Origin of the sequence: Accumulibacter sp., assembly GCF_036625195.1 — a bacterium.
Taxonomy (GTDB): Bacteria; Pseudomonadota; Gammaproteobacteria; order Burkholderiales; family Rhodocyclaceae; genus Accumulibacter.
Window position 1 is genome coordinate 2,975,684 of sequence record NZ_JAZKUG010000001.1, and the last position, 21,691, is coordinate 2,997,374.

Sequence of the window (21,691 nt, forward strand, 5' to 3'; positions counted from 1 at the left end):
ATTCTCCTTGGCCGCGGCCCGGCAACGGGGCAGCTCAGGCGCGCTGGCGGCCCGCGGCGACGATCAACAGGATGCCGGCAGCGACCATCGGCAGTGACAGCCACTGCCCCATGCTGACGGTATGGGAAAAGCCGAAAATCCCGGCGTCGGGCGAGCGGAAATACTCGGCCAGCCAGCGCAGGATTCCATAACCGACGAGAAAGGCGCCCGAGACGGCGCCGTGTGGCCGCTCGCGGCGGGCGTACAGCCAGAGCACGACGAACAGCAGCAGGCCTTCGAGTCCGGCCTGATAGAGCTGCGAGGGATGGCGCGGCAGTTCGTCCACTGCCGGGAAGACCATCGCCCAGGGCAGTGAAGGATCGGCTGCGCGGCCCCACAGCTCGCCATTGATGAAGTTGCCGATGCGCCCGGCGGCGAGTCCGAGGGGCACCAGCGGCGCGATGAAGTCGGTGATTTCGAGCCAGTGGCGAGCGCTCTTGCGCGCGTACAGCGCCATCGCCGCCAGCACGCCGAGCAGGCCGCCGTGAAAGGACATGCCACCGCGCCAGATGGCCAGAATCTGCAGCGGCTGCGTCAGGTAGTAGCCCGGCTCGTAGAACAGCACCTGCCCGAGGCGGCCACCGACGATCACTCCGAGGACGCCGTAGAAGAGCAGGTCGTCGAGCTGCCGGACGGTCCAGCCCGCGCGGGCTAACTGCGGCTGATGCAGCAGCCGGTACTTGCCGAGCCACCAGAACTGGAGAAAGGCGACCAGATACATCAGACCGTACCAGTGCACACGCAGTGGGCCGAGCGAGACGGCGACTGGGTCGAACTGCGGATGGGTCAACACGGCGCCAACACCCCGAGGGCTTTCGGATAGAATCGGCATTATAGCCCGTCGCCTCGAGGCGGGTTCCCGAATGGAGATCCGCGATGCCGCACTATCGTTCCCGCACCTCGACGCACGGTCGCAACATGGCTGGCGCGCGCGCCCTCTGGCGTGCCACCGGGATGGCCGATGGCGATTTCGGAAAGCCGATCATCGCGGTCGTCAATTCCTTCACGCAGTTCGTCCCCGGACACGTGCACCTCAAGGACCTCGGGCAGCTGGTGGCGCGCGAGATCGAGGCTGCCGGCGGCGTGGCGAAGGAATTCAACACCATAGCGATCGATGACGGAATCGCCATGGGGCACGACGGCATGCTCTATTCCCTGCCCTCGCGTGACCTCATCGCCGATTCGGTCGAGTATATGGTGAATGCCCACTGTGCCGATGCCATGGTGTGCATCTCGAACTGCGACAAGATCACTCCGGGCATGCTGATGGCGGCGATGCGCGTGAACATCCCGACGATCTTCGTCTCCGGTGGTCCGATGGAGGCCGGCAAGGTACAGTGGGGTGGCAAGGTGGTGGCGATCGACCTCGTTGACGCGATGGTCAAGGGCGGCGACAGCAACTGCTCCGACGCCGAGGTCGACGCCTTCGAGCGTTCGGCGTGCCCGACCTGTGGCTCCTGCTCCGGCATGTTCACCGCCAACTCGATGAACTGCCTCACCGAAGCGCTCGGCTTTTCTTTGCCCGGCAACGGCAGCCTGCTGGCCACCCACGCCGATCGTCGCGGACTGTTCCTCGAGGCCGGCCGGCGGATCGTCGATCTCTGCCGCCGGTACTACGAGCGCGATGACGTTGCGGTGTTGCCCCGTTCGATCGGCAGCCTGGCTGCCTTCGAGAACGCGATGGCGCTTGACGTGTCGATGGGTGGCTCGACCAACACAGTGCTGCACATTCTCGCTGCGGCGCAGGAAGGCGGCGTCGATTTCACGATGGCCGACATCGACCGCATCTCGCGCCGGGTGCCGTGTCTGGCGAAGGTCGCGCCGGCGACGCCCGACTACCACATGGAGGACGTGCACCGCGCCGGCGGCATTTTCGCGATTCTCGGCGAACTCGACCGGGCAGGGCTGATCCATCGCGACGTGCCGACCGTCCATGCGGCGACGCTGGGCGAAGCGATCGATCGCTGGGACGTCCTGCGCGCGCAGGAGGCGGTGGTCAGCGAGTTCTATCGCGCCGCACCCGGGGGCATTCCGACGCAGACGGCGTTCTCGCAGAGCCGTCGTTACCCGGACCTCGACCTCGACCGTGCCGGTGGCTGCATTCGCAGCCAGCCACATGCCTATTCGCAGGACGGAGGTCTTGCCGTTCTCTACGGCAACATTGCCGTGGATGGCTGCATCGTCAAGACCGCCGGCGTCGATGAGGCGATCTGGGTGTTCAGCGGGCGGGCACGGGTCTTCGAAAGCCAGGACGACGCGGTGCAGGCGATCCTTGGTGACCAGGTGCGTGCCGGCGAGGTGGTGGTGATTCGCTACGAAGGGCCAAAGGGAGGCCCGGGAATGCAGGAGATGCTCTATCCCACCTCCTACCTCAAGTCGAAGGGGCTGGGCAAAGCCTGTGCGCTGCTGACCGATGGGCGCTTCTCCGGCGGCACGTCGGGCCTGTCGATCGGCCATGTCTCGCCCGAGGCCGCCGAAGGCGGGGCGATCGGCCTCGTCGAAGAGGGCGACCTGATCGAGATCGACATTCCCGGCCGTCGCATCCATCTGGCCATCGCTGACGCCGAGCTGGCGAGGCGACGGGCGGCGATGGATGCCCGCGGCGATTCTGCCTGGCAACCGGCGGCTGCCCGCGCGCGCGTCGTTTCGCGTGCGCTGCAGGCGTACGCGCTGATGGCCACCTCGGCCGCCACTGGCGCCGTCCGCGATATCGGACAGCTGCGCGGCGCCTGATGACGGCCGGTCGCGGGTGCTCTGTCGTTGCCTTGGTGAGGTCAACGCCCGACAGCGTGCCGCGTTAACCCGGCTGGTCACGGGCGCTCTGTTTGCGGAACGGACTCGGCCGGCTCGCGATGCTTTGCAAGCGGGCCAAACTGAAATACTATCGCGGCGTTTCAATCCCTTTACCTGAACGGAGTGTGAGCATGAAAGCGATCTACGCGTGCCTGCTGGCGGCTGCCGGCGTGATGTCTGCGGGTGCTGTCCAGGCTGATGAGGCCTTGGCCAAGTCGAAGAACTGCCTGTCTTGTCACGCGGTGGACAAGAAGGTCGTTGGCCCGGCGTACAAGGATGTGGCCAAGAAGTACACGGCCAAGGATGAAGCCATGCTCGCCGAGAAGGTGATCAAGGGCGGCAAGGGTGTTTGGGGGCCGGTGCCGATGCCGCCGAATCCCTCCGTCACCCCCGACGAGGCGAACAAGCTCGTCAAGTGGATTCTCAGCCTGAAGTGAAGGCTGAGGCAGCAGAAAGACCGGCCAGGTGCCGGTTTTTCGTTTCTGCCGCATCGATGACGAGTGAAATGGCGTTTCCGGGTTCCATATGCTGGTTGACAAGTTCCTGATGGGCTTGGACAATCGCGCGTTCGCTGGCCCCGTAAGAAGACAATACTGGAGATGAACCCATGAAACATGCACACATTCCTGGTGTACTGGTGGCGCTGGCCGCCTCGGTGGCGATGATCGGCTGCGGGAAGAAGGAGGAACCCAAGGCTGCTGCACCAGCGCCGGCACCGGCCGCTGCGCCGGCACCTGCGCCGAAGCCGGAGATGGTGGTCAAGATCGGCCACGTCGCCCCGCTGACCGGGCCGATCGCCCACCTTGGCAAGGACAACGAGAACGGCGCCCGCCTTGCCGTCGACGACGCCAACGCCAAGAAGCTGGAGATCGACGGCAAGATCGTCAAGTTCGAGCTGCTCGGCGAGGACGACCAGGCGGATCCGAAGACCGGTACCGTGGTGGCCCAGAAGCTGGTCGACGCGAAGGTGGCCGGTGTCGTTGGGCACCTGAACTCGGGTACCACGATTCCCGCTTCGGCGATCTACAACCAGGCGGGTCTGCCACAGATTTCACCCTCGGCGACGAATCCCAAGTACACGCAACAGGGCTTCAACACGACCTTCCGTGTCATGGCCAACGACATCCAGCAGGGTTCGGTGGTCGGCACCTACGCTGTCAAGGACATGGGTGCGAAGAAGGTGGCGATCATCGACGACCGGACCGCCTATGGCCAAGGTCTCGCCGACGAGGTCGAGAAGGCTGCCAAGGCCGCGGGTGCCACCATTGTCGCGCGCGAGTTCACCACCGACAAGGCGACCGATTTCAAGGCGATCCTGACCAAGATCAAGGCCAAGAATCCCGACGTGATCTTCCTCGGCGGCATGGACGCAGTCGGTGGTCCGATGCTCAAGCAGATCAAGGAACTCGGTATCAAGGCGAAGTTCACCACCGGTGACGGTGGTTGCTCGCCGGAGCTGATCAAGCTCGCGGGTGCCGCCTCGGAAGGCGTCATCTGCACGCAAGCCGGTCTGCCGGTCGACAAGCTGCCGAACGGCCAGAAGTTCGTCGAGGACTTCACCAAGAAGTACGGCCAGATCCAGATCTATTCGCCGTACAGCTATGATGCGGTGATGGTGCTGGTCGATGCGATGAAGCGGGCGAATTCGGCTGACCCGGTCAAGTACCTGCCGGAAGTCGGCAAGACCGCCTACGACGGAGTCACCGGCAAGATCGAGTTCGACGAGAAGGGTGACATCAAGAACGGCGCGATCACCGTTTTCGTGATCAAGGAAGGCAAGCTGGTCACGCTGAAGTCCGAGGGTGGTACCGCGGCGGCGGCTCCCGCACCCGCAGCAGCGCCGGCGGCAGCTCCGGAAGCCAAGAAGTAAGGCTTGCCGGGCAAACCGGCAGAGAGGGAATGGCGCGAGCCATTCCCTCCGTTTGGCCGTGTCCGCCGTTGCTCGGCGCTTCCGGGAAGGATTCCGGGTTGCCGGGCAACAGTTCCATGAGTCGGATACCCTGGTTCGCCCAAAGCGCTTCGTTGCGGAAAGCCTGACCATGGACACTCTCCTGCAGCAACTCATCAACGGCCTCACGCTCGGCGCCGTCTATGCGCTCGTCGCGCTCGGCTATACGATGGTCTATGGCATCATCGGCCTGATCAACTTTGCCCACGGTGAAGTCGTAATGATCGGCACGATGGTCGCGTTCACCGTCATCGTCTCGCTGGCCGGGAGCGGCATGCCGCCGCTGCTGATTCTCACCGTTGGTCTGCTGATCGCAGTCGTCGCGTGCATGGTCCTGGGTTGGGGCCTCGAACGCGTCGCCTATCGTCCGCTGCGTCATGCACCGCGACTGACGCCGCTGATCACGGCAATCGGCATGTCGATCGTTCTGCAGAACGTGGCGATGATCATCTGGGGCCGCAACTACATCACTTTCCCGCCGATGATCGACAAGCGGATCTACGAGGTCGGTGGCGCCAGTTTCACCAACGTGCAAGTGGCGATCGTCGTTCTCGCCGCGCTGGTGATGATCGGACTGACCTACCTCGTGCAGCGCACCCGCATGGGCATGGCGATGCGGGCGACGGCGCAGAACCAGCATGTGGCGCTGCTGATGGGCGTCGACATCGATCGCGTGATCGCCATGGCTTTCATCATCGGCTCCGCTCTCGGAGCGCTGGCCGGCTGCATGGTCGGTTCATACTACGAGATCGCTCATTACCAGATGGGTTTCATGCTGGGCCTGAAGGCCTTCACCGCGGCCGTGCTCGGCGGGATCGGCAACATGGCGGGTGCCATGGCCGGCGGTCTGCTGCTCGGAATCATCGAGGCGCTGGGCGCTGGCTACATCGGTGACCTCACGGGCAACTTCCTCGGCAGCCACTATCAGGACATCTTCGCTTTCATGGTGCTCATCGTCGTGCTGATGTTCCGTCCTTCCGGACTGTTCGGCGAGCGCACGGGAGACCGGGCATGAGCGGCGAGTCGAGACGCGGTCCGCGCGGGCTGCAGCAGTGGCTGGGGTTGCTGCTGCTCCTCGGAGTCCTGCTGGCGGTGCCCTTTGTCGCCGCTCTCGGAGGCCAGGCCTGGGTCCGCATTGCCAACTTCGCGATTCTCTATGTCTTCCTCGCGCTCGGCCTCAACATCGTCGTTGGCTACGCCGGTCTTCTGGACCTCGGTTACGTTGCCTTCTACGCGGTCGGGGCCTATTGCTACGCACTTCTGGCATCGCCACATTTTGGTATCCACCTGCCGTTCTGGGTGATCCTGCCTCTCGGCGCGGCGCTCGCCTGCCTCTTCGGCGTCCTTCTGGGCGCGCCGACGCTGAAGTTGCGCGGCGACTATCTGGCGATCGTCACGCTCGGTTTCGGCGAGATCATCCGCATCTTCATGAACAACCTCAACGCACCGATCAACATCACGAACGGTGCGCAGGGGATCACGCTGATCGACCCGATCCGCATCGGCGAATTCTCTTTTGCCAAGACCAGCAGCCTCTTCGGCATTTCCCTCTCCGGCCCGCAGAAATATTACTTCCTGCTCGTTGCGCTGGCGGCGCTGGTCATCGTCATCAACATCCGCCTGCAAAATTCGCGCATCGGCAGGGCCTGGCAGGCAATTCGCGAGGATGAGGTGGCAGCCAAGGCCTGCGGCATCAACACGCGCAACATCAAGTTGCTGGCTTTCGCCATGGGGGCCTCTTTCGGCGGCATAGCCGGAGGAGTGTTTGCTGCCATGCAGGGGTTCGTCAGTCCCGAGAGCTTCTCGTTGATGGAGTCGATCACGATCCTGGCGATGGTGGTTCTTGGCGGCATGGGGCACATTCCGGGCGTGATTCTCGGCGCAGTCCTGCTGACCGGGCTGCCCGAGGCCTTGCGCTACGGCATCGAGCCGCTGCAGAAAGCGGTCTTCGGGCGCATGATCATCGATCCCGAAAGCCTGCGCATGCTCGTCTTCGGTCTGGCACTGGTGCTCGTGATGCGTTTCCGCCCGGCGGGCTTGTGGCCCTCGTCGTTGCGCCGCCGCGAACTCAGTGAGGCGACGGACTGAGCATGGCAGAGCAGCGGCAGATTCTTCTCGCGGCACACGAGGTCGCCAAACACTTCGGCGGCGTCAAGGCGCTGCACGACGTTTCCCTGACCATCCACCGCGGCGAGATCTATGGCCTGATCGGACCGAATGGCGCCGGCAAGACAACCTTTTTCAATTGCCTCACCGGTCTCTACCGGAACGAAAGCGGTCACTTCGTTTTCGACGGCGTGAGGCTCGCGGCCGATGCCCCGCACAAGGCCGCCGCAGTCGGTATCGCGCGGACGTTCCAGAACATCCGGCTGTTCGGCAACATGACGGCGATCGAGAATGTCATGGTCGGGCGCCACCTGCGCACCCGCGCCGGCGTCTTCGGCGCCATCAGTCGAAACCCGGCGACGCGTGCCGAAGAGGAGGCGATTGCGCGGCGCGCCGACGAACTGCTGCACTACGTGGGTATCCAGGAGCGGGCGCATGATTATGCGCGGCACCTGTCGTACGGTGACCAGAGACGGCTTGAGATTGCGCGTGCGCTTGCCACGGAACCCAAGCTGCTGGCGCTCGACGAGCCGGCGGCCGGGATGAACGGTACCGAAACCGAGGCATTGCGCGTACTCGTGGAGGGAATCCGGCGCGACGGCGTGACGGTTCTGCTCATTGAGCATGATGTCAAGCTGGTGATGGGACTGTGTGACCGGGTTGCGGTCCTTGATTACGGCGAGAAGATCTGCGAGGACGTGCCGGCAGTGGTGCAGAAGGATCCGCGCGTCATCGAGGCCTACCTCGGTGCTTAGGCGACGCGAAGGAAACGGATGAACATGCTGGAAGTCAACGGCTTGCGTGTCTCCTACGGCGGCATTCAGGCGGTTCGTGGCATCAGCTTTCACGTCAGCGAGGGCGAGATGGTGGCCCTCATCGGTGCCAACGGTGCCGGCAAGAGCAGCACGTTGCGGGCGCTGGCGCGCCTGCTCGAGCCTGCCGGCGGCGACGTGCGCTACCGTGGCAAGGAACTCCTGCAGGTGCCACCGCATTGCCTCGTCACCGAGGGCATTGCCCTGGTGCCCGAGGGCAGGGGGGTGTTCCCGCGCATGACCACCCTCGAAAACCTGTACATGGGCGCCTACGCCCGCAACGACAAGACGGCGGTCGCGCGTGACCTCGAACATGTGCTCGGCCTCTTCCCGCGCCTCAAGGAGCGGGCGCAACAGGTTGCGGGAACGCTCTCGGGTGGCGAACAGCAGATGCTGGCGATCGGTCGCGCCCTGATGAGCAAGCCGCGCCTGCTGTTGCTCGACGAGCCGTCGATGGGGCTCGCGCCAATCATGGTGCAGAAGATTTTCGAGGTGATCCGTGCCGTTGCCAGCGAGGGCATGACGATCCTGCTCATCGAGCAGAATGCCAAACTGGCGCTGGAGGTGAGTCAGCGCGGCTATGTCATGGAAAGTGGCGAGATCACGGTGACTGACGAATCCACCCGTCTGCTGGCCGACCCGAAGGTGCGCGCCGCGTATCTGGGCGAATAGCCCCGACGTTCGTCGTGGCTGGCTGTCGGAAGTGTTCCGGCGATTGGCCTGGCAGGGTTCATCGGCTGGCGTCCGCTTGCCCCTCGCGGGGCGCCGGCGCCTTCAGAACTCCATTGCGTCGGCGAATGCCAGTGCCTGAAGTTGCGCGCTGTTGAACTGTGCGGCGGTCAGTCCGAGCATTCCCGCCTGCTCGGCGATGGCAGGTCCATCACCGGCTTCGCTGGCCAGTGCCAAGTCAAGAAAGGCCTGGTAGCGCCCGCCGTTGCCGAGCAGCGCGTCGGTAATTGGCTCCGGCAAGCGCATCGCTTCGAGAATCTGCTCCATGGTGAGACCGAGCAACGCGTCGAGCAGGGAGAATGCACCGGTGATGAACAGGTTGTCGTATTCGGACTTGTCGACCAGACCGGTGGCCAGCAACTCGATCAGGCGAGCTCTCACGAGCGAAGTGTGCATCAGTGCCGGTGCCAGCGGATCCTTGCTGGCAGTGGCGAGCAGCAGCGACAGCCAGCGATTGAGCTTGTCGTAGCCGAGCATCGTCACCGCATGGCGAAACGACTGGATTTCGCAGGACAGACCGAAGCCAGCCGAGTTGATGTAGCGCAGCAGCCTGTAGGAGATCGCCACATCCTGCTTCAGCGCCACCTCGATCTCCCGCATCTCGGCATTGTTCCGCACCAGATTGACCAGGCGCATGATGTTTGCCTGGCTGGCGCTCAGTGTCTTGGCCGGGACGCCGCTGGGGGTGGTGAAGAACCAGCCGGCAGCTGCCGTCATGCCGGCGTCCATGCTGGCGCGAAAGTCGGCCGTCGTCGGCACCTTGAAGGCGATGCCCATGCCGTGGCTCCTTGTGCGGGCGGCGAGAAGCTTGAGCTGGGCGCTGTTCAGACATTCCGTGTCGAAGCCGATGAAGCGGCATTGCAGTCCGAGCGACAGCGCTCGCGCCGCTTGCGGATCGAAATGCAGGCAGATCGTCGGTTGCCAGGTCTGGATGGCGGCGATCAGATCCGGTCCGTGCTCGCCGAGCAGGCATGTCGCGGGCAACTCGATCGTCGCGTTTTCGGGTGCCGACCAGTCGAGGAGGCGAGCATCGATGGCGGCCGCCGGGCAACTGACGAAAAGTGGCTTGCCGCCGATGGGCCAGACGCTGGCGAGAGAGTCGAGCGCCATCACGGCGGCCGGCATGCCGTCGTCGGCGGTGAGATGGAGCAACAGGCGGGTGGCGATGATCCGGTTCTGTCGGTTGACCAGCGGCTGGCGCGATATGAAGACCTCAGTCATGCGGTGATCCGTTCATCTCCGGCGCAGGGCCGGTAGCGATGGCCAGTTGCGTATCGGCAGCGTAGTCGAAGGAGTCGGCGAAGAATTCTTCGGTCGGCAACTGGCAGTGGGCAAGAAAATCCGTGCGGGCGGCAGCAACCATGGCCGGCGCGCCGCAGACATAGACTTGGTGTTGCGACAGGTCGGGGTGGTCGTACATCGCCGCCGCATGCACCAGACCAGTGCGGCCATGCCAGCGGTCGGCAGGCGGTGACTCCGAGAGGACCGGGACGAAGCGAATCCAGGGATGCTCCGCTGCCCATTGCCGCGCGAGTTGCAGAAGGTAGAGGTCGGCTCGCTGGCGCGCACCCCAGTAGATGTCCATCGGTCGCGTGCTGCGTTGCGCCAGCGCATGTTCGACGATCGCCTTGATCGGCGCGAAGCCGGTGCCACCGGCAACCAGGAGCATCGGCCTCGGCGAGTCGTCGCGCAGAAAGAAGCTGCCCAAGGGACCACGCAGGCGCAGCAGGTCGCGCTCACGCATGCTGTTGAAGACGTGTTCGGTGAACCGCCCACCCGGCACGTGGCGGACATGCAGCTGCAGGACGCTGTCGTCGTGCGGCGCATTGGCGAGCGAGAATGAGCGCCGCTTGCCGTCCTTGAGCAGGATGTCCACGTACTGGCCGGCGAGAAACTGCAGCCGCTCGCTGCTCGGCAGGCGCAGCTCGACGATCATCACTTCGGGCGCGACGCGCAGCAGCCGGTGCACGCGTGCCGGCAGGGTGCGGACGGGTATGTCGGTGAGCGCCCTGACTTCCGGGGTCTCGATGCAGAGGTCGGTCCTTGCTGTCGCGCAACAAAGGAGGGCGAACCCGGCCAGACGGTCGCTTTCGCCGAGAACGGCGGTCGACGCGTTGCCGTGGGCCACCTCGCCGCTCAGGACGCGGCCGCGGCAGCTGCCGCAGACACCGTCGCGGCAGCCGTAGGGAAGGTTCAGCCCTTGCCGGAGTGCGGCGGCGAGGATGCTTTCGTCGGCAGAGACGGAGAAGACATGTCCGCTTGGCTTGACAACCACCTGATGATCCATTGCTTCTCCGTGCGGGTCCCGATCCGGTAGAATCATGTGGTGCGAAGACTATTGATCGTTGGTTGCGGTGACGTGGCGCGTCGCATGCTTCCCCATCTGCTCGGCCATTACCGCGTACTGGCGCTGGTACGTGATCGCGAGCAGTGCGCTTTCTGGCGAGAACACGGGGCCAGACCGGTCGTCGCCGACCTCGATCAGCCCAGAAGCCTGCAGCGACTCGCCGGCTTGGCCGACCTCGTGGTCCATCTGGCGCCGCCACCGGCGCCTGCCGGAGAGCGCCAGCCTGGCGCCATCCGCGACCCCCGCACCCGCTGGCTGCTGGCAGCTCTGGCTCGGGGCAGGAGTCTACCACAGCGAATCGTGTACATAAGCACCACAGGTGTCTATGGCGACTGTGCCGGGGAGTTGGTAGACGAGACGCGGCGCCTGCGACCGACGACCACCCGCGCTCGCCGCCGGCTGGATGCCGAGCGGCGCTTGCGCCTTTTTGGCCGGAGCGGCGTCGTCGTCAGCATCCTGCGGGCACCCGGCATCTACGCCGCCGACCGTCTGCCGATCGAGCGGCTGCGCAAAGGCAGCCCGGCGCTGTGCGATGCCGACGATGTGTATACCAACCACATCCATGCCGAGGATCTGGCGCTGCTGGCCTGTGCCGCACTGCGTTACGGACGGAGCAACCGGACGTACAACGCGACCGACGATTCGCGCATCAAGATGGGCGAGTACTTCGACCTCGTTGCCGATCACTTCGGGTTGCCGAAGGTCCCGCGGGTGTCGCGGTGTGAAGCGGAAGAGCTGCTGTCGCCACTGCAGTTGTCGTTCATGAGTGAGTCGCGCCGCCTGCTGAACCGGCGTGCCCGGGTTGAACTGCAGGCGCGCCTGCGCTTTCCGCTGGTGGCTGATGGCGTTGCGGCGGCGGCGAGAGAGAGGAGCGGTCGATGCTGACGGTCAAGGTGCTGCATCTGTGGATGGTGGTGAGCTGGTTCGCGGGGCTGTTCTACCTGCCGCGGATCTTCGTGAACCTGGCGATGGTGCCTGCGGGCAGCGAGGCCGAGCGGCAGCGACTGCTGCTGATGGCCGGCAAGCTGTATCGCTTCATGACGCCGATCGGCGTGCTGGCGATCGCCCTGGGTTTCTGGCTGTGGTTCGGCTTTGGCTTTGGTGGCGGCTGGCTGCACGCGAAGACGGCGCTGGTGCTGTTGCTGGTCGCCTATCATGCGTACTGCGGCCGCCTGCTGCGCGACTTCGCGGCCGGGCGAAATCGGCACGGGCACGTCTGGTATCGCTGGTTCAACGAGTTGCCGGTGCTGTTGCTGCTGGCAGCGACCTACCTCGCCGTGGTCAAGCCTTTCTAGCCTGGAGCGGCGAACGACGATGGAACGATTTTTTGCCAGTTGCCCACGCGGCCTGGAACATCTGCTGGCCGACGACCTGCTGGCGGCCGGCGCCGGCCAACTGGAAGCGATTGCCGGCGGGGTGCATTTCAGCGGCGAATGGCCGGTCTGCTACCGCGCCAATCTCGACTCGCGGATTGCCACCCGCGTCCTCTGGCGGGTGGCGCGGGCGCCCTATGCCAGCGAGGACGACGTCTATCGTCTGGCACTGGAGACGCCGTGGCCACGCTGGTTCCTGACGCGGCAGACGATCCGGGTCGATGTCACGGCGCAGAAGAGTCCGCTCAGGAGCATCGAGTTCATCACGCTGCGCATCAAGGACGCTGTCTGTGATCGTTTCCGACGCGACTCGGGCAGCCGCCCGAGCGTCGATACGCGCCAGCCCGACGTCAGGATTCAGGCTTTCCTCAACCAGAGCGAATGCACCCTGTATGTCGATACCTCGGGCGCACCGCTCCATCAACGCGGCTTCCGGCAGAAGACCGTCGACGCGCCGCTGAAGGAGAACCTTGCCGCCGGCATCCTTCGCCTCAGTGGCTGGCAGCCGGGTGTGCCGTTGCTCGACCCGATGTGTGGCAGTGGCACCTTTCTTCTCGAGGCGGCGCAGATGGCGCTCGGTTGGGCGCCGGGCGCTCGGCGCGAGTTCGCCTTTCAGCGCCTGCGGCAGTTTCAGCCGGAGCTCTGGCAGGGCCTTCTTGAGCGGGCACGAGCCGGGGAGCGTGCGGTGACGGAGAGGGCCATCTTCGGCAGCGACATCTCGCCGGTGGCCGTGCGCGCAGCCCTTGCCAATCTCGATCGCGCCGGGCTGCTGCCGGCGGTGCGTCTCGCTGCCGGCGATCTGCTCGAGATCGAGGCGCCGGCCGCGAGGGGCATCATGGTCAGCAATCCGCCGTACGGCGAGCGGGTTTCCGACGACGACGAGCTGGCGCGTTTCTACCCCTTGCTGGGCAGTGCCCTGAAGCGCCATTTCGCCGGCTGGACCTGCTGCCTGATCAGCGCCGATACCCGCCTGCCTCGGATGGTGCGGCTGACACCCAGCCGCAGGACGCCGTTGTTCAACGGCGCTCTGGAGTGCCGGCTTTACGAGTTCCGCATGGTTGCCGGCAGCAACCGCGGCTGACGGCTCGCCGCAGCGTGACCGCCAGCCGGCGCGGCGGAGCCTTCATTCGACGATGCCGAGGTGACCGAGCCCGGCGGTGAGATCGCGGTCCTTCGACTCCTTGCCATGCAGCTTGATCTGCAGCCGCAGGTCGTTGAGCGAGTCGGCGTTGCGCAGGGCATCGGTATAGGTGATCAGGCCGGCTTCGTAGAGGTCGAAGAGCGCCTGGTCGAAGGTCTGCATGCCCAGCTCGCGCGACCGCTTCATGACATCCTTGATCTCCTGTACCTGGCCCTTGAAGATGAGGTCGGAAATGAGCGGCGAATTGAGCATGATCTCGATCGCCGGCACGCGCCCCTTGCCGTCCTTCTTCGGCAGCAGACGCTGCGACACGAGCGCACGCAGGTTGAGGGACAGGTCCATCAGCAACTGGTGCCGGCGCTCCTCGGGGAAGAAGTTGATCACCCGGTCGATGGCCTGGTTGGCGCTGTTGGCGTGCAGCGTCGCGAGGCAGAGGTGCCCGGTCTCGGCAAAGGCGATGGCGTAGTCCATCGTCGCCCGGTCGCGAATCTCCCCCATCATGATGACGTTCGGTGCCTGGCGCAGGGTGTTCTTGAGTGCCACTTCCCAGGTATCGGTATCGACACCGATCTCGCGCTGCGTGACGATCGACTTCTTGTGTTCGTGCACGAACTCGATCGGATCCTCGATGGTGATGATGTGTCCCTGGCTGTTCTGGTTGCGGTGGTCGACCAGTGCCGCCAGTGAGGTCGTCTTGCCGGTGCCGGTACCGCCGACGAAGATGACCAGACCGCGCAGCGTCATCGCGATGTCCTTGAGCACCGGCGGCAGCCCGAGTTCCTCCAGCGTCGGAACGGCGAGATTGATCGTCCGGCAGACCACTGCGACACGGCCCTGCTGCACCAGTGCATTGACGCGGAAGCGACCGATGCCGGAGGGCGAGATGGCGAAGTTGCACTCCTTGGTCGCCTCGAACTCGGATGCCTGGCGGTCGTTCATCAGCGATCGCGCCAGTTCTGCCGAGTGCTGCGGCAGCAGCGGTTGGCTCGACACCGGGATCACCTTGCCATCGACCTTGATCGCCGGCGGGAAGTTCGCCGTGATGAAGAGGTCTGATCCGTGTTTCTGGACCATCAGGCGCAGCAGTTCATGCATGAACTTCAAAGCCTGATCGTTTTCCATGCTGTTCCTCCTGACTGAACGACTGGCTATGCGCCAGGGATGGCGTCCTTGTTGGCCGCCTTCATGCGTGCCTCCGGTGCCGAGACGATGTTGCGCCGGACGAGTTCGATCAATGCCTGGTCGAGCGTCTGCATGCCGAACTGCTGCCCGGTCTGCAACGAGGAGTACATCTGCGCCACCTTGTTCTCGCGAATCAGGTTGCGGATGGCCGGCGTTCCGATCAGGATTTCGTGTGCCGCGACGCGTCCCTGTCCGTCCTTGGTCTTCAGCAGGGTCTGCGAGATGACCGCCCGCAGCGACTCGGAGAGCATCGAGCGCACCATTTCCTTCTCGGCCGCCGGAAAGACGTCGATGATGCGGTCGATCGTCTTGGCTGCGCTCGAAGTATGCAGGGTGGCGAAGACGAGGTGACCGGTCTCGGCGCCGGTCAGTGCGAGCCGGATGGTTTCGAGGTCGCGCATCTCGCCGACGAGAATCACGTCCGGGTCCTCGCGCAGTGCCGAGCGCAGCGCGTTCTGGAAGGAAAGTGTGTGCGGTCCGACTTCGCGCTGGTTGATCAGGCAGCGCTTCGGCTGGTGTACAAACTCGATCGGGTCCTCGACTGTGAGGATGTGGTGGTAGGCGTTCTCGTTGACGTGGTTGATCATCGCCGCCAGGGTGGTCGACTTGCCGGAGCCGGTGGGCCCCGTGACGAGGACGATTCCGCGCGGATACTCCGAGATGTCCTTGAAGATGCGCGGGCAGTTGAGGTCCTCCAGGGTCAGGACCTTCGACGGAATCGTCCGGAAGACGGCACCGGCGCCGCGATTCTGCACGAAGGCATTGACCCTGAAACGGGCGAGGTTGGGAATTTCGAAGGAGAAGTCGCACTCGCGGGTATCCTCGTACTGCTTGCGCTGCGCGTCGCTCATGATGTCGTACACCATGCCGTGCACGAGCTTGTGCTCCATCGCCGGCAGGTTGATCCGCCGGACATCCCCGTTGACGCGGATGATCGGTGGCAGACCGGCAGAAAGGTGGAGGTCGGAAGCCTTGTTCTTGACGCTGAAAGCCAGGAGTTCGGTGATGTCCATCCGGTTCGGTCCTCGGGCGGTGGGCAGGGCGCGGTGTTATACTGCGAACAATCTGCGCGACGCCCGATTATGACCACACTTCCCGCCAAGCTGCAAGCCGTCCGCGCCCGAATCGCCCACGCGGCGCGGCTTTACGGCCGCGAGCCGGCTGCCATCCGGCTGCTCGCCGTGAGCAAGACCTGGCCGGCAGCGGCGCTGCGCGAGCTGGCTGCCGCCGGCCAGAAGGCCTTCGGCGAGAGCTACGTGCAGGAAGCGGTGGGCAAGATCGATGAACTGCGCGACCTGGAGATCGAGTGGCATTTCATCGGCGCGCTGCAGGCCAACAAGTCCCGTCTGGTGGCAGAATCCTTCGACTGGGTGCACTCCGTCGATTCGCTGCGCATCGCCCAAAGGCTTGCCGCGCAGCGTCCGGCGACGATGCGCGAGCTGTCGGTCTGCCTGCAGGTGAACATCAGTGGCGAGGCGAGCAAGGCAGGTGCTCCGCCGTCGGCTGTGCCGGCTCTCGCGCAGGCGGTGGCGGCGCTGCCGCGACTCCGCCTGCGCGGCCTGATGGCGATTCCGGAAGCAAGCAGCGACTTCGCGGCACAACGCTCCTCCTTTCGTCGCCTGCGGGAACTTTTGCAGCGTTTGCAAGCCGATGGATTGGTGCTCGATTCGCTGTCGATGGGCATGTCGCACGATCTCGAGGCGGCCATAGCGGAAGGTGCGACATTGCTGCGCGTGGGTACGGCGATTTTTGGTGAGAGACGATGAAGATCACTTTCCTTGGTGGTGGCAACATGGCCAATGCGCTGATCGGCGGGCTGGTGAAGACCGGCTTTGCTGCTTCGGACATCGCGGTCATCGAGCTCGGTGCGCAAGGACGGGCGCGGCTGCGCGTGGCCTACGGCGTGCGCTGCTATGAGGCTGCCAGTGCGGCGGCGCTCGACTGCGACGCCCTTCTGCTGTCGGTGAAGCCGCAGCAGATGCGCGAGGCCTGTCCGCCGCTGCTGCCGTTCCTCAGGCAACAACTGGTCATCAGCATCGCCGCCGGTCTGCGTCTGGCGGATGTGTCGCGTTGGCTCGGGGGCTATGGCAGGATCGTGCGCGCGATGCCCAACACGCCGGCCCTGATCGGCGCCGGCGTGACCGGCTTGTGTGCCATGGCAGCCGTCTCGATGGCCGAGCGGCTTGGCGCAGAACGGATCCTGCAGGCCGTCGGCAGCACGCTCTGGATTGCCGATGAGGAGAAGATGGACGCAGTGACCGCCATCTCGGGAAGTGGGCCGGCCTATGTCTTCCTGTTCATCGAGGCGCTGCAGCAGGCAGCCGGAGATCTTGGCCTGACGCCCGCACAGGCGAGGCAGTTGTCGATCGATACGGTTCTCGGCGCCGCACGACTCGCGGCCCAGTCGGACGAGGCGGCGTGTGTGCTGCGCGAGCGGGTGACTTCGAAGGGTGGCACGACCGAAGCGGCGCTGCGGACGATGGAGCAGCGCTGTGTCAAGGAAGGGTTCATCGCCGGCGTTCTTGCCGCCAACTCGCGCGGCCGCGAGCTTGGTGAGCTGCTCGGCCAGGATGGCTGATGATCGTCGCTGCCGGCCTCTTCCTGCTCGATGCGCTGGTGTCGTTCCTGACCGTCGCGCTGCTGCTGCGTTTCTTCATGCAGGCCTGCCGGGTGTCCTTCAACAATCAGCTTGGCACTTTCGTCGTCGCGCTGACCAACTGGCTCGTCAGGCCGCTGCGCCGGGCCCTGCCCGGATTCTACGGCCTGGATCTGGCAAGCCTGTTGCCGGCATGCCTGCTGCAGGTCGTCTATGCGTCGGCGGTGTTCATCCTGCGTGGGGGCCTTGACGGCGCTGCCGTCGGGGCGTGGCTGCCGCTCGTCTTCTGGTATGGTTTGCTGGCGACGCTGCGTCTTGCCATTTACCTGCTGATCGCGGCGCTGCTGCTGCAGGCGGTGCTGTCGTGGATCAGCCCGTATTCGCCGCTGGGGCAGCCGGTATCACAATTGACCCGGCCGGTCCTGCGTCCGATCCAGCGCCTGTTGCCGACGATTGGCGGCGTCGACCTGTCGCCGCTGGTCGCCATCGTCCTCGCGCAGTTGCTCCTGATGTTCCTCTAGCTCGTGGGCCAATGGGCGCGGCAGGTCGCGGGAACGCTGAGCCTGACGCTGCATGTTCAACCCGGGGCGAAACGCACCGAGGTGGTCGGTGAGCACGGTGATGCACTGAAGGTTCGTCTCGCGGCAGCGGCCGTCGATGGTCGCGCGAATGCGGCCCTGGTCGACCTGATCGCACAACGGCTCGACGTGCCACGGTCGGCGGTGGCGATCCGCAGCGGCGAGAGGTCGCGGCGCAAGCTGTTGCTGGTCGCCGGAGCACCGGCCGACGCCGTGCTGCGCCTGTGCGGCGAATGAGAGCGCTGGCGGCGGGCGCTTGGCGGGGCCGTCTCAGCCCTCGAAGACGACCTTGCCGCCGACCAGTGTCAGGCGGACACGGCCGCTGAGCTCATAGCCGAGATAGGGCGTGTGCTTGCCCTGACTGCGCAAGGTTTCGGGGGTGATGCGCCAGGATTCGTCGGGATCGAAGAGGCAGACGTCGGCCGCTTCGCCGACGGCAAGGGACCCCGCCGCGATGCCGAGGATCGCCGCTGCGTCCGACGTGATGCGGGCGAGGGCCTGCAGCAGCGGCAGCCGGGACTGCTTGGCCCAGAGCAGGGTCAACGGCAGCAGCAGTTCGACGGCGGTCGCACCGGGCAGGGCCTCGGCGAACGGCAGCTGCTTGCCGTCCGCATCGACCGGCGTGTGGTCGGAACAGATCGCCGCCAGCCCGTCGGCGACCGCGCTGCGCAGCGCGTCGCGGTCGCTCGCCGAACGCAGCGGCGGGTCGAAGCGTGCGTTGCTGTCGAAAAAGCCGATGTCCATCTCCGACAGATGCAGGTGGTGCACCGCGACGTCGCAGCTGACCCGCATGCCGGTGTCCCTGGCCGCCCGCACGAGCCCGATCGCTGCCGCCGACGAGAGGCGGGACAGGTGCAGTCGAACGCCGGTATGCGCCGCCAGTTGCAGGGCGGTTGCGGTGGCGATGCTTTCGGCGACCACCGGGATGCCGGTCAGGCCAAGCCGCGACGCGACTTCACCATCGTGCGCGACGCCGTCGCGGGCAAGAAAGTCATCCTGTGGGCGCAAGCGAACGGCATAGCCAAAGGTGGCTGCATACTGCATGGCCCGCAACAGGAGCTGCGTGTCGACGATCGCCCGTTTGGCCTGCGAGAAGGCAATGCAGCCGGCACGCGCGAGGCTGTTCATCTCGGCAAGTCGCTCGCCGGCGAGTTGCTCGGTCAGGGCGCCGATCGGATGGACGCGCGCCAGACCGACGGTGGCGCTGCGCCTGACCAGTCGTTCGACCAGCCCCGGTTCGTCGAGCGGCGGTTTGCTGTCGGGCGGGCAGGCGAGCGAGGTGACGCCACCGGCGACGGCCGCCGCCAATTCGGGCTCGATGGCGCCCAGGCGCGCCGACAGATCGACCAGTCCCGGGCAGACGATCAGGCCGCCGGCGTCGATGACGCGCTGCGCCGTGAAGCCTGGTGGTGGCTGACCGATCGCTGCGACGCGACCGCCGGCGATGAACAGGTCGAGTGGTGCGTCCACCCCGTTGGCGGGATCGATCAGACGACCGTTGCAGATGTGCAGCGCTTCCTCGTCCATGCCTCAGTTCCCCGCCAGAATGCCCATCACGGCCATGCGCACGGCGATGCCGAAAGTCACCTGTGGCAGGATCACTGCCTGTCGTCCGTCGGCGACGTCGGAGTCGATCTCGACGCCGCGATTCATCGGTCCCGGATGCATCACGATGGCATCCGGGCGCGCGAGCGCCAGGACCGCCGGTGTCAGCCCGTAGCAGTGGAAGTATTCGCGCGCCGACGGCAGCAGGGCACCGTTCATCCGTTCGTTCTGCAGGCGGAGCATGATCACCACATCGCAATCGCGGATGGCGCTGCGCAGGTCGTGACAGACGCGCACCCCCATCTTCTCGATAGCGGTCGGCAGCAGCGTCTGCGGGCCGACCGCGCGCACCTCGGCAGCACCGAGCGTGGTCAGGGCGTGAATGTCCGAGCGGGCCACGCGTGAGTGCAGGATGTCGCCGACGATCGCCACCACGAGGTTGGTGAACTCCTGCTTGTAGTGACGGATGGTGTACATGTCGAGAAGGCCTTGCGTCGGATGGGCGTGGCGCCCGTCGCCGGCGTTGACGACGTGTACGTCCTCGCGCCCGAGGCGGCGCAGGTGGTCGGCGATGAGGTGCGGGGCGCCGCTCGCCGCATGCCGGACGACGAACATGTCGGCGTGCATGGCGACCAGGTTGTCGACCGTGTCGAGGAGGGTTTCGCCTTTTGCGGTCGATGAGCGGGTGACGTCGAGATTGATGACATCTGCCGAAAGGCGCTTGGCAGCGATCTCGAAGGTGGTGCGTGTGCGCGTCGAGTTCTCGAAGAAGACGTTGAAGACGCTCTTTCCACGCAACAGGGGGACCTTCTTGACTTCGCGATGCGACACCTTGAGGAAGCTGGAGGCGGTGTCGAGAATGTGCGTGATCACCTCGCGCGGCAGGCCCTCGATCGACAGCAGGTGGGTCAGCGCGCCGTTGGCGTTGAGTTGGGGATTACGCATGCTCGTCGAGGCTCCACTGCAGCCCTCCGTTGTCGTCCTGTGAGAGAACCAGTTCGGAGGACGGGTCGAGATCGACTCGCCACGGGCAGAAGTCGGCGCAGATGGGGAGCTGGCGGCGACCACGATCGGCCAGGACGGCGAGCTGGATCATTGCCGGGCGGCCATAATCGAACAACTCGTTGATTGCAGCGCGGGTCGTGCGGCCGGTGTACAGGACGTCGTCCACCAGGATCAGCCTGCGGCCCTCGACGTCGAACGGGATCGAGCTCGGCTGCACCCGCGGATGCAGACCGCGGGCACCGTAATCGTCACGGTAGAAGGAGACGTCGATCAGGCCGATTTCGCGATCCAGACCGAGCAGCGTGTGCAGGCGCTGGGCAACCCAGGCGCCGCCGCTGTGGATGCCGACCAGGACCGTTTCCGGTTGCAGCTGCGGTCGGATCAGCTCGGCGAGTTGAACGCAAAGCGCTTCGGCGTCGGGTAATGCGACGGTATTGCTTGTCTTCTCGGCGTTCATCTGTGTTTCCGCGGTCGCTCAGCAGGCCAGACGATCGCGCGTCGCGGCGTCGAAATGGTCCTGCAGGATCAGTTGGGCGGCGAGGGCATCGAGGTGCCGCCGTGCTTGGCGGGCGCCGTGTCCAGCTGCGCGCAGGCGCGCGGCGGCGTCCGCCGAGGTCAGCCGTTCGTCGGCGTGCTCGACGGCGAGGCCGAAGCGGCCGCGGAGCTGGTTGGCGAAGCGTGTGCAGCGCGCGGTCATGGCATGCGATGTGCCATCGAGCGCGAGCGGGCGGCCGACGACGAGACTGTCCGGTTGCCACTCGGCGATCAGTGCGGCGATGGCGGCAAAGCGAGTGTTGCTCGCTTCGGCATCGATCGTCGTCAGCGGATGCGCCTGCTGCAGCTGCCAGTCGCCAACCGCCACGCCGATGCGCTTCTCGCCGAAATCGAACGCGAGGACCGTGCCCCTCCGTCGTGCAGCCGTGTCAGGCATGTCCCGCTTCGTCGACGAGGTTGGTCAGGCTGACGCCGAGCAGTTCGAGTGCTGACGGCAGTCGCTCCTCGTATGGCAGCTCGAACAGGATGCGCAGCTCGGCGGGTACCGTGAGCCATGCATTCTGCGCCAGTTCGTGCTCGATCTGGCCGGCGGCCCAGCCCGCATAGCCGAGCGTTACCATGAGGTCGCGCGGCTGCCCGTGCAGGGCGACTGCCTGCAGGATGTCGCGTGAACTGGTCAAACCGACATGCTCATTGACCACCAGCGTGGACTGCCAGTGGCCGATCGGTCGGTGCAGTACGAAACCGCGGTCGGTCTGTACCGGGCCACCGAAGAACACCGGCAGGTTGGCGATTCCCTCTGCCTGCAGCGGCACTTCGATCCGCTCGAGCAGGCTGCCGAGGCTCATGTCGATTGGTCGGTTGACGATCAGCCCGAGGGCGCCTCGCGGGTTGTGCTCGGCCACGTAAACGAGCGATTTGGCGAAATAGGAGTCCACCATCGCTGGCATGGCGATGAGAAAATGATCAGTCAGATCGATGCTCTGCATGTTCTCATTCTAA

The 21,691-nt window shown here is 65.3% G+C and carries 25 protein-coding genes; 14 read left to right on the forward strand and 11 right to left on the reverse strand.

The features are described from left to right. Nucleotides 1–34 precede the first annotated feature (34 nt). Nucleotides 35–832, reverse strand: coding sequence for a prolipoprotein diacylglyceryl transferase (gene lgt, locus V5B60_RS13210; RefSeq protein ID WP_332347494.1), 798 nt, complete (start codon nt 830–832; stop codon nt 35–37). An 83-nt stretch (nt 833–915) separates the two neighbouring features. On the opposite strand from lgt, the gene ilvD reads away from it, so the two are divergent. Both ilvD and V5B60_RS13220 read left to right on the forward strand, forming a co-directional pair. After that, nucleotides 916–2,772: a dihydroxy-acid dehydratase gene (ilvD, locus tag V5B60_RS13215; protein WP_332347495.1), complete on the forward strand. Its 1,857-nt coding sequence runs from the start codon at nt 916–918 to the stop codon at nt 2,770–2,772. Between the two features lie 191 nt (nt 2,773–2,963). Next, entirely contained in the window at nt 2,964–3,269 is a 306-nt protein-coding gene (locus V5B60_RS13220; RefSeq protein WP_332347496.1) for a c-type cytochrome, read from the forward strand. Here V5B60_RS13220 and V5B60_RS13225 read toward each other — a convergent pair. Then, a complete protein-coding gene (locus tag V5B60_RS13225; protein WP_332350705.1) occupies nt 3,256–3,594 on the reverse strand; it encodes a hypothetical protein in 339 nt (112 codons plus the stop codon). The genes V5B60_RS13220 and V5B60_RS13225 overlap by 14 nt on opposite strands. Here V5B60_RS13225 and V5B60_RS13230 point away from each other — a divergent pair. The 5 genes from V5B60_RS13230 to V5B60_RS13250 all read left to right on the forward strand — a co-directional run bounded on the left by V5B60_RS13230 (nt 3,494) and on the right by V5B60_RS13250 (nt 8,370). Beyond that, entirely contained in the window at nt 3,494–4,702 is a 1,209-nt protein-coding gene (locus tag V5B60_RS13230) for a branched-chain amino acid ABC transporter substrate-binding protein (RefSeq protein ID WP_332350561.1), read from the forward strand. The two genes, V5B60_RS13225 and V5B60_RS13230, sit on opposite strands and share 101 nt — an antisense overlap. A 169-nt stretch (nt 4,703–4,871) precedes the next feature. Further along, nucleotides 4,872–5,795: a branched-chain amino acid ABC transporter permease gene (locus V5B60_RS13235; RefSeq protein ID WP_332347497.1), complete on the forward strand. Its 924-nt coding sequence runs from the start codon at nt 4,872–4,874 to the stop codon at nt 5,793–5,795. Beyond that, complete coding sequence (locus tag V5B60_RS13240) at nt 5,792–6,868, forward strand: ABC transporter permease subunit (protein WP_332347498.1); 1,077 nt, start codon at nt 5,792–5,794, stop codon at nt 6,866–6,868. Before V5B60_RS13235 ends, V5B60_RS13240 begins: the two co-directional genes overlap by 4 nt. A 2-nt stretch (nt 6,869–6,870) precedes the next feature. Beyond that, a complete protein-coding gene (locus V5B60_RS13245; protein ID WP_332347499.1) occupies nt 6,871–7,641 on the forward strand; it encodes an ABC transporter ATP-binding protein in 771 nt (256 codons plus the stop codon). Nucleotides 7,642–7,665: 24 nt separating this feature from the next. Continuing rightward, the gene (locus V5B60_RS13250) at nt 7,666–8,370 is read left to right on the forward strand and encodes an ABC transporter ATP-binding protein (RefSeq protein ID WP_332350563.1); all 705 of its coding nucleotides are present in this window, start codon (nt 7,666–7,668) and stop codon (nt 8,368–8,370) included. 102 nt (nt 8,371–8,472) lie between these two features. Here the strand turns inward: V5B60_RS13250 and V5B60_RS13255 are convergent, their stop codons facing one another. Beyond that, nucleotides 8,473–9,648, reverse strand: coding sequence for an EAL and HDOD domain-containing protein (locus V5B60_RS13255; protein ID WP_332347500.1), 1,176 nt, complete (start codon nt 9,646–9,648; stop codon nt 8,473–8,475). Then, nucleotides 9,641–10,714, reverse strand: coding sequence for a CDP-6-deoxy-delta-3,4-glucoseen reductase (locus V5B60_RS13260; protein WP_332347501.1), 1,074 nt, complete (start codon nt 10,712–10,714; stop codon nt 9,641–9,643). The genes V5B60_RS13255 and V5B60_RS13260 overlap by 8 nt, the downstream gene beginning before the upstream one ends. An 84-nt stretch (nt 10,715–10,798) precedes the next feature. Between V5B60_RS13260 and V5B60_RS13265 the strand changes: the two genes are divergently transcribed. From V5B60_RS13265 to V5B60_RS13275, 3 genes are read left to right on the forward strand one after another with little or no spacing between them, the layout of a single operon-like run. Further along, the gene (locus V5B60_RS13265) at nt 10,799–11,659 is read left to right on the forward strand and encodes an NAD-dependent epimerase/dehydratase family protein (RefSeq protein ID WP_332347502.1); all 861 of its coding nucleotides are present in this window, start codon (nt 10,799–10,801) and stop codon (nt 11,657–11,659) included. After that, complete coding sequence (locus V5B60_RS13270) at nt 11,653–12,069, forward strand: CopD family protein (protein WP_332347503.1); 417 nt, start codon at nt 11,653–11,655, stop codon at nt 12,067–12,069. Before V5B60_RS13265 ends, V5B60_RS13270 begins: the two co-directional genes overlap by 7 nt. 19 nt (nt 12,070–12,088) lie before the next feature. Next, nucleotides 12,089–13,228, forward strand: coding sequence for a THUMP domain-containing class I SAM-dependent RNA methyltransferase (locus V5B60_RS13275; protein WP_332347504.1), 1,140 nt, complete (start codon nt 12,089–12,091; stop codon nt 13,226–13,228). Nucleotides 13,229–13,270: 42 nt separating this feature from the next. Here V5B60_RS13275 and V5B60_RS13280 read toward each other — a convergent pair whose 3' ends face one another. Together V5B60_RS13280 and V5B60_RS13285 are read right to left on the reverse strand one after the other, a co-directional pair. Continuing rightward, nucleotides 13,271–14,410 (reverse strand): PilT/PilU family type 4a pilus ATPase, encoded by a 1,140-nt coding sequence (locus V5B60_RS13280; protein WP_332347505.1) that lies wholly within the window; start codon nt 14,408–14,410, stop codon nt 13,271–13,273. Nucleotides 14,411–14,436: 26 nt separating this feature from the next. Further along, on the reverse strand, nt 14,437–15,483 hold the full coding sequence (locus V5B60_RS13285; RefSeq protein WP_034939169.1) for a type IV pilus twitching motility protein PilT: 1,047 nt from the start codon (nt 15,481–15,483) through the stop codon (nt 14,437–14,439). A gap of 69 nt (nt 15,484–15,552) precedes the next feature. On the opposite strand from V5B60_RS13285, the gene V5B60_RS13290 reads away from it, so the two are divergent. The 4 genes from V5B60_RS13290 to V5B60_RS13305 are packed head-to-tail and all read left to right on the forward strand — an operon-like array spanning nt 15,553 to nt 17,881. Continuing rightward, nucleotides 15,553–16,236 (forward strand): YggS family pyridoxal phosphate-dependent enzyme, encoded by a 684-nt coding sequence (locus V5B60_RS13290; protein WP_332347506.1) that lies wholly within the window; start codon nt 15,553–15,555, stop codon nt 16,234–16,236. Beyond that, entirely contained in the window at nt 16,233–17,048 is an 816-nt protein-coding gene (gene proC, locus V5B60_RS13295; protein WP_332347507.1) for a pyrroline-5-carboxylate reductase, read from the forward strand. Before V5B60_RS13290 ends, proC begins: the two co-directional genes overlap by 4 nt. After that, nucleotides 17,048–17,587 (forward strand): YggT family protein, encoded by a 540-nt coding sequence (locus V5B60_RS13300; protein WP_332347508.1) that lies wholly within the window; start codon nt 17,048–17,050, stop codon nt 17,585–17,587. The genes proC and V5B60_RS13300 overlap by 1 nt, the downstream gene beginning before the upstream one ends. A gap of 3 nt (nt 17,588–17,590) precedes the next feature. After that, nucleotides 17,591–17,881 (forward strand): DUF167 domain-containing protein, encoded by a 291-nt coding sequence (locus V5B60_RS13305; RefSeq protein WP_332347509.1) that lies wholly within the window; start codon nt 17,591–17,593, stop codon nt 17,879–17,881. A 33-nt stretch (nt 17,882–17,914) separates the two neighbouring features. Here the strand turns inward: V5B60_RS13305 and V5B60_RS13310 are convergent, their stop codons facing one another. Genes V5B60_RS13310 through V5B60_RS13330 form a run of 5 tightly spaced genes read right to left on the reverse strand, consistent with a single transcriptional unit; the run spans nt 17,915 to nt 21,678 of the window. Beyond that, nucleotides 17,915–19,171, reverse strand: coding sequence for a dihydroorotase (locus V5B60_RS13310; RefSeq protein ID WP_332347510.1), 1,257 nt, complete (start codon nt 19,169–19,171; stop codon nt 17,915–17,917). 3 nt (nt 19,172–19,174) lie between these two features. After that, nucleotides 19,175–20,134 carry an aspartate carbamoyltransferase catalytic subunit gene (locus V5B60_RS13315; RefSeq protein WP_332347511.1) on the reverse strand — a complete coding sequence of 320 codons (960 nt, stop codon included), beginning with the start codon at nt 20,132–20,134 and terminating at the stop codon, nt 19,175–19,177. Next, nucleotides 20,127–20,651, reverse strand: a complete 525-nt coding sequence (gene pyrR, locus V5B60_RS13320) for a bifunctional pyr operon transcriptional regulator/uracil phosphoribosyltransferase PyrR (protein ID WP_332347512.1) — start codon at nt 20,649–20,651, stop codon at nt 20,127–20,129. The genes V5B60_RS13315 and pyrR overlap by 8 nt, the downstream gene beginning before the upstream one ends. 18 nt (nt 20,652–20,669) lie before the next feature. Next, nucleotides 20,670–21,125: a Holliday junction resolvase RuvX gene (gene ruvX / locus V5B60_RS13325; protein ID WP_332347513.1), complete on the reverse strand. Its 456-nt coding sequence runs from the start codon at nt 21,123–21,125 to the stop codon at nt 20,670–20,672. Continuing rightward, on the reverse strand, nt 21,118–21,678 hold the full coding sequence (locus V5B60_RS13330) for a YqgE/AlgH family protein (RefSeq protein ID WP_332347514.1): 561 nt from the start codon (nt 21,676–21,678) through the stop codon (nt 21,118–21,120). Before V5B60_RS13330 ends, ruvX begins: the two co-directional genes overlap by 8 nt. Nucleotides 21,679–21,691: the final 13 nt, after the last annotated feature.

What these genes read in the sequence shown, in the direction of transcription:
- V5B60_RS13230 (WP_332350561.1), top strand. Translation starts at nt 3,494, where the DNA reads ATGATCGGCTGCGGGAAGAAGGAGGAACCCAAGGCTGCTGCACCAGCG.
- V5B60_RS13220 (WP_332347496.1), top strand. Translation starts at nt 2,964, where the DNA reads ATGAAAGCGATCTACGCGTGCCTGCTGGCGGCTGCCGGCGTGATGTCT.
- V5B60_RS13290 (WP_332347506.1), top strand. Translation starts at nt 15,553, where the DNA reads ATGACCACACTTCCCGCCAAGCTGCAAGCCGTCCGCGCCCGAATCGCC.
- pyrR (WP_332347512.1), bottom strand. Translation starts at nt 20,651, where the DNA reads ATGAACGCCGAGAAGACAAGCAATACCGTCGCATTACCCGACGCCGAA.
- V5B60_RS13280 (WP_332347505.1), bottom strand. Translation starts at nt 14,410, where the DNA reads ATGGAAAACGATCAGGCTTTGAAGTTCATGCATGAACTGCTGCGCCTG.
- V5B60_RS13300 (WP_332347508.1), top strand. Translation starts at nt 17,048, where the DNA reads ATGATCGTCGCTGCCGGCCTCTTCCTGCTCGATGCGCTGGTGTCGTTC.
- ilvD (WP_332347495.1), top strand. Translation starts at nt 916, where the DNA reads ATGCCGCACTATCGTTCCCGCACCTCGACGCACGGTCGCAACATGGCT.
- V5B60_RS13245 (WP_332347499.1), top strand. Translation starts at nt 6,871, where the DNA reads ATGGCAGAGCAGCGGCAGATTCTTCTCGCGGCACACGAGGTCGCCAAA.
- proC (WP_332347507.1), top strand. Translation starts at nt 16,233, where the DNA reads ATGAAGATCACTTTCCTTGGTGGTGGCAACATGGCCAATGCGCTGATC.
- ruvX (WP_332347513.1), bottom strand. Translation starts at nt 21,125, where the DNA reads ATGCCTGACACGGCTGCACGACGGAGGGGCACGGTCCTCGCGTTCGAT.
- V5B60_RS13285 (WP_034939169.1), bottom strand. Translation starts at nt 15,483, where the DNA reads ATGGACATCACCGAACTCCTGGCTTTCAGCGTCAAGAACAAGGCTTCC.
- V5B60_RS13330 (WP_332347514.1), bottom strand. Translation starts at nt 21,678, where the DNA reads ATGCAGAGCATCGATCTGACTGATCATTTTCTCATCGCCATGCCAGCG.
- V5B60_RS13240 (WP_332347498.1), top strand. Translation starts at nt 5,792, where the DNA reads ATGAGCGGCGAGTCGAGACGCGGTCCGCGCGGGCTGCAGCAGTGGCTG.
- V5B60_RS13265 (WP_332347502.1), top strand. Translation starts at nt 10,799, where the DNA reads ATGCTTCCCCATCTGCTCGGCCATTACCGCGTACTGGCGCTGGTACGT.
- V5B60_RS13235 (WP_332347497.1), top strand. Translation starts at nt 4,872, where the DNA reads ATGGACACTCTCCTGCAGCAACTCATCAACGGCCTCACGCTCGGCGCC.
- V5B60_RS13315 (WP_332347511.1), bottom strand. Translation starts at nt 20,134, where the DNA reads ATGCGTAATCCCCAACTCAACGCCAACGGCGCGCTGACCCACCTGCTG.
- V5B60_RS13275 (WP_332347504.1), top strand. Translation starts at nt 12,089, where the DNA reads ATGGAACGATTTTTTGCCAGTTGCCCACGCGGCCTGGAACATCTGCTG.
- V5B60_RS13255 (WP_332347500.1), bottom strand. Translation starts at nt 9,648, where the DNA reads ATGACTGAGGTCTTCATATCGCGCCAGCCGCTGGTCAACCGACAGAAC.
- V5B60_RS13310 (WP_332347510.1), bottom strand. Translation starts at nt 19,171, where the DNA reads ATGGACGAGGAAGCGCTGCACATCTGCAACGGTCGTCTGATCGATCCC.
- V5B60_RS13260 (WP_332347501.1), bottom strand. Translation starts at nt 10,714, where the DNA reads ATGGATCATCAGGTGGTTGTCAAGCCAAGCGGACATGTCTTCTCCGTC.
- V5B60_RS13270 (WP_332347503.1), top strand. Translation starts at nt 11,653, where the DNA reads ATGCTGACGGTCAAGGTGCTGCATCTGTGGATGGTGGTGAGCTGGTTC.
- V5B60_RS13250 (WP_332350563.1), top strand. Translation starts at nt 7,666, where the DNA reads ATGCTGGAAGTCAACGGCTTGCGTGTCTCCTACGGCGGCATTCAGGCG.